Source organism: Thermoplasmataceae archaeon (assembly GCA_038729425.1).
Lineage (GTDB): Archaea > Thermoplasmatota > Thermoplasmata > Thermoplasmatales > Thermoplasmataceae > B-DKE.
Genome location: JAVYSB010000002.1, coordinates 273,194 through 280,072, shown reverse-complemented (window position 1 = coordinate 280,072; position 6,879 = coordinate 273,194). Strand labels below are relative to the sequence as shown.

9 protein-coding genes and 1 tRNA gene are annotated in these 6,879 nt (G+C 44.1%); 2 read left to right on the top strand and 8 right to left on the bottom strand.

Annotated elements, in window-relative coordinates:
• The coding region (locus QW597_03315; protein MEM0155615.1) for a hypothetical protein at positions 1–384 on the top strand (384 nt) is incomplete at its 5' end.
• Positions 385–763: 379 nt separating this feature from the next.
• Here the strand turns inward: QW597_03315 and QW597_03310 are convergent.
• The 7 genes from QW597_03310 to QW597_03280 form a co-directional block, all read right to left on the bottom strand.
• Positions 764–839, bottom strand: a tRNA-Pro gene (locus QW597_03310).
• Positions 840–1,058 (bottom strand): DNA-directed RNA polymerase subunit N, encoded by a 219-nt coding sequence (locus QW597_03305; GenBank protein MEM0155614.1) that lies wholly within the window; start codon positions 1,056–1,058, stop codon positions 840–842. It lies immediately after the preceding tRNA gene.
• A gap of 4 nt (positions 1,059–1,062) precedes the next feature.
• Positions 1,063–1,470, bottom strand: a complete 408-nt coding sequence (locus QW597_03300; GenBank protein MEM0155613.1) for a 30S ribosomal protein S9 — start codon at positions 1,468–1,470, stop codon at positions 1,063–1,065.
• Entirely contained in the window at positions 1,467–1,886 is a 420-nt protein-coding gene (locus tag QW597_03295) for a 50S ribosomal protein L13 (protein MEM0155612.1), read from the bottom strand. The genes QW597_03300 and QW597_03295 overlap by 4 nt, the downstream gene beginning before the upstream one ends.
• Before the next feature lie 4 nt (positions 1,887–1,890).
• Positions 1,891–2,259 carry a 50S ribosomal protein L18e gene (locus QW597_03290; GenBank protein ID MEM0155611.1) on the bottom strand — a complete coding sequence of 123 codons (369 nt, stop codon included), beginning with the start codon at positions 2,257–2,259 and terminating at the stop codon, positions 1,891–1,893.
• Between the two features lie 80 nt (positions 2,260–2,339).
• Positions 2,340–3,086, bottom strand: coding sequence for an RNA methyltransferase (locus QW597_03285; GenBank protein ID MEM0155610.1), 747 nt, complete (start codon positions 3,084–3,086; stop codon positions 2,340–2,342).
• A gap of 7 nt (positions 3,087–3,093) precedes the next feature.
• Positions 3,094–3,861, bottom strand: coding sequence for a peptidylprolyl isomerase (locus tag QW597_03280; GenBank protein ID MEM0155609.1), 768 nt, complete (start codon positions 3,859–3,861; stop codon positions 3,094–3,096).
• A gap of 170 nt (positions 3,862–4,031) precedes the next feature.
• Between QW597_03280 and QW597_03275 the strand changes: the two genes are divergently transcribed.
• The gene (locus QW597_03275) at positions 4,032–5,510 is read left to right on the top strand and encodes a D-glyceraldehyde dehydrogenase (protein MEM0155608.1); all 1,479 of its coding nucleotides are present in this window, start codon (positions 4,032–4,034) and stop codon (positions 5,508–5,510) included.
• On the opposite strand, the gene pyk is transcribed toward QW597_03275, so the two are convergent.
• Positions 5,505–6,879 (bottom strand): pyruvate kinase (gene pyk / locus QW597_03270; protein ID MEM0155607.1); only part of this gene is annotated, 1,375 nt, incomplete at its 5' end. The genes QW597_03275 and pyk overlap by 6 nt on opposite strands.

Sequence of the window (6,879 nt, the reverse complement as noted above, 5' to 3'; positions counted from 1 at the left end):
ATCAATAGTATCATTGGTTTCCCATGGATATCTTTGGCAGTTCCAAGTAGGTACATTCAGTATCTAGCACCTATTTCATTGATAATTGCAGGTTATCTTTCAGAGCATAATTACGTGGGAAGAATTTCCATATTTACTAATACTATTGCCCTGAACGTCCTCTTTTACTATTCCGAATCTAATTTCCTTTATTACGGCAGTTTTGTATTCTCAGTTCTCAAATGGTATGCCAACATAGGTATAATAATGGGTGTTATTGCTGCAGTATCTTATGCATCGAGAGGAAAAAGAAGCAAGACCTATTATACAATTGCATGGGCATATTCCTCAATAGTTGTTGGGATCATAATGATAATTTTCTATTTTTATCCATATATCCAATAATTTCTCTCCTTTTGATTGTGGACTTCCCAAAAAAATAAAACGCGGTGAGAATCAAACAACCTTGACGATGCATCGGTATTTGGTCTTAATGATGAGGATTATCTGGAATTTGAGAATCCAAAGCAGTTCTATGAATGGGTCTTAACTTTGAAGCCTAAAGATGTCAGGGATAAGGGAATTTCACAACAAGCCCTATACAAAATTAAGGCTAAGATCAGGAAAAATGAAAACCTAAACTTAAAGGCTAAGATTGTGAAAATACTTAACCAGGAATATCTACAGAGAAAACAAGGTATTTTAACTACTATTATTCATTAATTTTTATATATCTAATCAAAAATAACAACTTTTTTTGGTCTTATCTATATCCCCATGAACATGGTGGGACCGTTGAGATTTGAACTCAAGTTACCAACACCCCAAGCTGGTAGGATACCAAGCTACCCCACGGTCCCTCACGAAAACGGAAGAATTTCATCTATGAGGTCTGTGTGTGACAGAATCATCCTTCTGCAGCAGTATCTATCAACGTGCAGATCAGTGAGGGTCTTGCTTACCTCTTCCGGTGTCGGCTCGCGCCCAGAACTGCGTATCTCTGCCATCTTATTGCTAAACCTGACGTAGTCCGATGCGACAACTTTCCCACAACTGAAACATCTTACCGGGATAATCATATGATCACCTGTATGACTTCTGTCTCTTTACCCTTGCGCCCCTTCCCATAGGCTTCTTGGGCAGTTTTCTTCTTATATCATTAACCAGCATCGCACGGTCGTATTGCTTGAATTTGTCCTCAAGTGTATCATCGGCAACGAATTTCACTATTCCCTTAGCAATAGCGGTCCTGGATGCATCAGCCTGTCCAGTTACGCCACCGCCTGACACAGTTACTTCTATGTCAATGCCATTAACCTTATCCCCTAGTAGCAGCAGAGGCTCCCTGATTTTCTCTCTCAATATGGAAACGGGATGCAGTTCAATGGGGTATCCGTTGATAGTAACTTTCCCGCTGCCCTTTTTTGTAACAGCTTTGGCAACTGCGGTTTTTCTTTTACCAGATGTTACGATTGAATTGTTTGCTTTCATTGAATCGACCTCTGGCCAAGCTGGAATGTGATATCCTGAAGTGTTACGTATCCACTCTTCTTGTGGTTGAGCGCACTGTCGACCTTAACGAATTCCGTTCCTTCCAGTATCTTTGGCTTTCCCCTATAGACAACACATCTCCTCAGTGCTTCTTTCCCGGTCGTTGTCTTTGACGGCAACATATTTTTTATTGATCTCCTGAGGATCTGGTCAGCTGTCTTCGGATATGCGGGTCCTTTCCTGACGCTTCCAATTTCCCTTCTCTCCTTGAACCTGTTGATAAGGAATGGTTTAGTGCCGGTTATAACCACTTTTTCAGCGTTTACAATTACGACGCCTTCGCCGTAAAGCAACTGCTTGGCAACATAGGTTGAAAGTCTTCCGTAAATTGCATTATCAGCATCAATGTATATCATTTAATTACCTCAGTATCCTTAGATTTGTACCCTTTGGATTCTCAGACGCAAGCTCATCGAGGCTCTTGAATTTTGATCCATTATCCTCAAGCTTTTTCCTGGCGTTTTCGGATATTGAAAGTGCAGATACGGTTATTTTCTTGTCAATGAACCCACTACCCAGGACACTCCCTGCAACCACAACAGTTTCTCCCTCGGCTGCAAGTTTGCTTATCTTTCCCACATTTATCGAGGAATATCGTCTCCTGCCCCCGTTCAGTCGTTTTGCAATATCTCTCCAGAATACTGACTGGTTATCTCTCGAAATCGTGATCAATTTTTCAATTGTCCCTTTCATGGCTGGGCTTGATTTTCTATGTGTTTCTAATGACATGGTGAACATCCATCGTGTAAGGCGTTAATTAAGATTCGTTAATAAACATTTTCACTTCATTCCAGTGGAGTGTGAGCCTTTCATTGGCTTTCCAGATGCTTAATGAGGATTCTTATGATGCCCATGATCTTGAAGTACTCAGTCTGCGTGAGTGAAGATCTTGCTGTGATTCTGCGGATCATAGTATCAATGTTCCTTCGTCTTGATTTTGGAAAGGATACTATATCAAGCAGTTCCTCGATCCTTTCCATGAGAATATTATAGTTCTCCGAAGAAATCGGCTCCTTGTAGTCCGAATCAACCTGATTCGGAACGTGTTTCATCATCTCGTACAGGATGATCGCGGCAGCATGAGAAAGGTTGTACACAGGGTAATCGGGTGATCCTGGGATATTTATGAAATAGTTGCAGAACTCTATTTCCTCGTTTCGCAGACCATCATCCTCTCTTCCAAACACTATTGCAATCCTGTCATTCCTCAGTGAGAATTCCTGCCAGAATTCATCCGGAGAAACCGGTATGCGCCTGAATTTTTTACGGTTCAAGGTTGCCACGCTTGACGTAGCTGCTATTACTGAGAAATCACGAGATGCCTCCTCAAGCGTTTGGTATATTTTTCTGCCATCCAGAATGTCTCTGCCAGCCATGGCTCTGGCCATGGCCTCGTCCCCGATATATGGGGGGTTAACAATCGCAAGGTCAGACAGACCTGAATTTCTCATGGATCTGGCAACAGCCCCAATATTGCCCTCGTATTTCGGGGCTACAAGAATTATCCTGACTCTTTCTGAAAGTGTCTTGAGTTGATCTGAGAAATTGGAGTTCATTATGAATTCATGACTTCTCTGAGGTCTCTTGCTTTACTTCGGCGGAAGTATTATTCTCCTCGGCTTTTTCTTTCGCTTCTTCTTTATGTTCCTCTTCTTTTGGGGGTTTGAGGTAGAATTCCCTTATTGATATATCCTTGTCAGGGAGGTATTTCCGTATGTCGTTCACGACAAGGTACTTTGCATTAAGCCATACAGGATCGAACTTTGCATCTTCCGGTACGGAAATGACGGCGACGGAGTCCTCAATAGAGCAGAGAAAATCTTCCTTTTCAGGCTGATAATACATGTGAACTATCGCAAGCAGTTTCTCAGCAGGATCGGTTAAAATCTTGCCCACCTTGTACTTATAGTATATAGTTTTGCTGGCAAGCGGGTGATTATAGTCAACAAGAACCCTTCCAGGCGTTACTGAAAGGACCCTGCCTCTTCTATTGTTCAGGCTGACTTCCTGACCCACGACAGGGTTAATCTCCAGCCTCTGGAATTCCCTGGCTGTATGGACCTTAATGTTCTTATTGTCCCTGATTCCGTATGCCTTCTCCGCAGGGATCACGACCTCGTATTCCTTTCCCTCTTCGGATTTCTCCAAGGACTCATTTATCTCTGGAAATTGCTTATCAGAACCAACAATGATGACCTCATCGTCGTATTTCCTGTGCTCGTGATAGATATCGCTTTCCTTGGCTAGCGACTCGTTGCTGGTATCTACCAGTTTCTTCTCCTCACCTGCTCTGACCTCATATTCTATTTTTAGAAAATCACCATTGTTCATTGGATCACCGAAATTATCGTGTATAGCGGGAAATTCAAGATTGTATATAAATCTTGATACCCAGTACTTCCAAAAAATCCTCAAGGAATGTAGACCCCTTAAATTGAACTCCTGTCAAACAATTTAACCTTTTTCAGTCAGCTTATTATGCGATGCGGGCATTGAATGCCATGAACAATTTCATTGACGGTACCTGGAGACCTGCATATGATGGTGAAGAAATGGATAAGTATAACCCGTCGACAGGTGAATTCCTGGAAAAGATGCCGGCATCCAAAAGAGAAGACGTGGACGCTGCGATTGACGCCGCAGAAGAAAGTTTTGATGGATGGTCTTCCATCGGATCGGTAGCTCGCTCAAAAATCATTTACAGAGCAGGGGAGCTTATAGCAAAAGACAGAAAAAATCTTGAAAATATACTCATCCTGGAAAACGGAAAGATCCCCATAGAAGCGAGACAGGAGGTTGACGGCGTCCTTGATCAGCTTCAGTATTATGCAGAGTTCTCAAGAAAGATAACAGGTGACATTGTTGAAGGTGATAGCAACACTAGACGCATATTCCAGTACAAGATCCCCTATGGAGTTGTTGTTGCAATAACCCCATGGAATTTCCCTGCTGGCATGGTTGCCAGGAAACTGGCTCCAGCGCTGCTTACCGGAAACACTGTTGTCCTTAAGCCAAGCTCCGATACACCAGCAAGCGCAGAGTTCATTGTCCGGAAATTTATAGAGGCCGGGATTCCAAAAGGGGTTCTCAATTTTCTAACCGGAAAAGGTAGCGAAGTCGGAGATTACATAATAGCGCACCCAAAAGTTTCCCTGATTACAATGACAGGATCAACGGCAACAGGACAGCGCATAATGCAGAAAGCTTCGAACAACATGGCCAAGTTGATACTCGAACTTGGAGGAAAAGCCCCATTCATGATCTGGAAGGACGCGAACCTGGATAATGCCCTGAAAGCCTTTGCGTGGGCAAAATTATGGAACTCCGGCCAGTCTTGCGTTGCCGCAGAGCGCCTCTACGTTCATGCTGATGTGTATGACTCCTTTGTAAAAAGAGCTGTATCGCTCATGAAGTCAATCGTTGTCGGCAATCCCGAGACCTCCGACATGGGACCCCTGATAAATCATCAGGCTCTGGAAAACACTGAGAAGTATATTTCCGACTCCATCCTTGCCGGCTTGAAGGTGATAGCGGGAGGAAAGAGACCGAACGTGCCTGGAAAATTCAAAAATGGATATTTCCTCGAACCAACCCTGATCGAGGGTGCGGAGGAGTCATCAAGAATTTTCAGGGATGAGATATTTGGACCTGTAATCGGCGTGAGGAAGGTGAACGATGAAGACGAAATGATATCCGAAGCCAACAACTCCAGATACGGCCTTGCATCATATCTGTTCACGGAGGATCAGAAGCTTATATTCAGGGCATCCGACAGGATCAGATTTGGTGAACTCTACGTGAACCAGCCTGGCCCGGAGAGCTCCCAGGGGTATCATACTGGTTTCAGGCTGACCGGACAGGGTGGAGAGGGAAGCAGGCATGGCATAGAAGAATACGTCAAACTGAAAAATGTTTACGTAGACTATTCTGGCAGAGTAGACATTGAATCCATCAGGAAAGATTTGTTCACCGGATTATGATACAACTATTCCTGTGTATCCGTCAATGAATACATTATCGCCCTCCTTTATATCGTAGAAAAGTTTTGCATTGCTCAGTAGAGATGTTTCAGATTCTCTCAGTCTTTCACGCAGAAAGCTGCTGACAGCACTCTGGCATATAATTCCATCGTATTTTGATGCGTTCAATGGAATTTCATCTTCTTTGCTCACGACCAATATATTGCAATTTCCATCAGTTCCGTACGTCACGGTTCCGTCAGCTGAAATGCCGTTTGCGTGCCCAACCCCAAGGTACCTTCCTGTAGTTATGACCCTGACGTCATTGGTTCCACCGAACAGGAAGTATGGTGCGCCCGAGGTAACAACGTATCGCAATCCTCTCCTGATTCCGTTCAATTCCTGGAATTTCCTCGTCATGTCGTAAACGTCGGTTGTTTCCCCATCATTTATCGGCAAAAAGACTGGGATGATGCCACGGTACAGGTTCAGTTTCCTTGCCGTAGATTCAGAATTCACAACCCCATATGCAGGCACACGCGGGCGCACTGCGGAAATCATCCTGGCAGTATTTCCTGTGCGGGTGAATGCTATTATTCCCTCTGCATTTGAATCTTCAGAGATTGTCTTTGATGCAACCGCAATAGAGTAAGCTACCTTGTTCCCAATAAATTCTTCCGGCTCAGGAAAATCCATTCTCTGACTTTCAACGTATTCAGAAATTCTGCTCAGATATTCGATAGTCTGTACAGGATATTTTCCCATGGCAGTTTCTTCAGAAAGCATGAGGGAGTCGGCATTATCCAGTATAGCGTTGGTAACATCTGATACTTCTGCTCTGGTCGGGGAATCGCTCATTACCATGCTCTCCAGCATCTGCGTAGCGACTATTGTTGGCTTTCCTCTTCTGTGGGATTGATAGATAATGTTTTTCTGAGCTAGACTGACCTCGGTCAGTGGCAATTCCACACCAAGGTCTCCCCTCGCAACCATTACCACGTCTGATGCCATTGCAATCTCACCTATATTCTGGTACCCGCTCTTGGTTTCTATCTTGGCAACAACCCCCTGGGATCCGCCGATATCCATTATAGCTTTCTGGAGGCTCTGCACATTGGCCTTGGATTGAACGAACGACAGCGCGAAATAGTCCACGTGACCTGCCACGCCTTCCTTGAGGAACTCCCTGTCACGATCGGTGATCGTACCGAGATCGAGCACCCTACCGGGAATGTTTATTCGGCTCCTGTCCCTGATCACGGCATTATCTCCAGCAGAAACGGTGGCCTGATCTTTGGAGGAGTTGATTACCGTCAGTGAAACCTTGCCATCACTCATAAAAATTGTGTCTCCCGGTTTTAGAGATCCAAGAATGCTTGGATGGTTAATG